The organism is Priestia sp. P5_B4, from assembly GCF_056400385.1.
In genome coordinates this window covers 1-1,691 of the sequence record NZ_JBFULJ010000832.1, presented here as the reverse complement: position 1 = coordinate 1,691, position 1,691 = coordinate 1, and the positions used below count along the sequence as shown (strand labels likewise).

The 1,691-nt window shown below is 37.4% G+C and carries 2 protein-coding genes; one reads left to right on the top strand and one right to left on the bottom strand.

Features of this window, described 5'->3' with window-relative positions; all coding sequences use genetic code 11:
* On the top strand, nt 1-812 hold an 812-nt coding region (locus AC1DRF_RS26465), incomplete at its 5' end, for a LysR family transcriptional regulator (protein WP_477742126.1).
* A gap of 68 nt (nt 813-880) precedes the next feature.
* Here AC1DRF_RS26465 and AC1DRF_RS26460 read toward each other — a convergent pair.
* The coding region (locus AC1DRF_RS26460; protein WP_477742125.1) for an AEC family transporter at nt 881-1,691 on the bottom strand (811 nt) is incomplete at its 5' end.

Sequence of the window (1,691 nt, the reverse complement as noted above, 5' to 3'; positions counted from 1 at the left end):
AAGCAGCAAAGCGCCTGCATATGGCTCAGCCTCCTTTAAGCAGGCAGCTAAAACAGCTCGAAAATGAGCTAGGCCTTTTGCTTTTTGAACGAAATAATAACAAGCGCTTATTGTTAACGGTAGAAGGAGAGCTTTTTTTAAAACGAGCGAAAGAAATTGTGCAAAGGGTCGAAAAATCAGTATTGGAAGTACAGGAATGTAAAAACGCAACAAATGAAAAGCTTGAAATCGGATGTACGATCTACTGTGCATCAACGGTTCTCGATAAGCTAACTCTTATTCAAAAACAGTATCCAAACGGCACATTTAACATCTATGAAAACGAACCAGCTCACTTAAACGAATTATTAACGGAAGGAAAAATCGATGTAGCAGTCACTACTACCGACTTACCTTATAAACATGTCAAAACAAAAACACTTGCACCAGATGTTTTTGTTGTAGCCATTCCCAAAGAAAGTGGTTATGCAACAGAAAAGATTTCAGTCGCTGAAATTGCTTCTCTCCCTCTTATTCTTCTTCGATCAAATCGGGAAATAAGCATATACAATCGCATTATAAAAGAATTTGAAAAGACGGATATAACACCTAATATTTTATGCGAATGCCATGACTCAGCGATGCTTCTTAATTTAGTATGTCGTGGCCTTGGTGCTGCCATTGTTCCTTATTCAATGCTTTCCTCTTTTTCACTAGAACATATTAAAATTTTAAACATAGAAGATAATCCATTTGTGATTGAGCCTTTAGTTACGTGGCGTACCGACAGTTATCTTCCCAAAATCGCTCAAGAATTTTTAAAGCTTTTTTAAATATAGATGCACAAAAAAGGCTTTGCTAAAATAGCAAAGCCTTTTTTGTTCTATATCGATATATGTGATTACATTAACCAAGAAATTAACAGCGGTAATGTAACAAGTGACATAATGGCACTAAGTACGAATGCTGAAGCTGTTTCACCAGCTAAGCTGTCAAAGCGAACTGAAATCATCGCTGCTACAGCTGAACCTGGGAACGCTACTAATAATACTAATTTTACGATGTCAGCTGATGATAGACCCATTGCTGTTGCAATTCCTAACATTACAAGCGGCTGAATAGCCACTTTTAAAATCGCAATACCAAATGCCGCTGGGCTAAATTGAATTTTACGGATACCAATTGTTACCCCAACTGCGAATAGAGCCGCACCAGATGTAATTGAACCGATTTGATCTAAGCTGCTTGATAGTAAATCCGGAGCTTGGAAGCCACATAATACTAATATTACTGCGATTAAAGGAACACAGGCTAACGGCTCAGAAAGACCGTGTAAAATTGATTTAATCGTTACTTTAAATAAGCTTTCTTCTGAATCGCCTTCACTTCTTTCACGCTGTCCAACCGTACCAATAATAGTTGCTAAAGGATCAAGCATCGCATTTACTACGATACCAGTAATGGCGATTGGAATTGCTACTACATCTGCGCCAAACAAGCTACCTAATACTGGAATACCCATAAACGCAAACGTTGGCTGCGTAGAGTTTAAAGAGAACATAGACGCGCCTGTTAGTGAGTATTTGAATACATATTTTGCAACAAGTAAGAAAAGAACATAAAATCCAATAATACCAAGAACTAATGCTAGTAAAAACGGCCATTTTTCAATAAGCGTTTGTTTTGATGTTGTTGTAATACCAACGAATAGA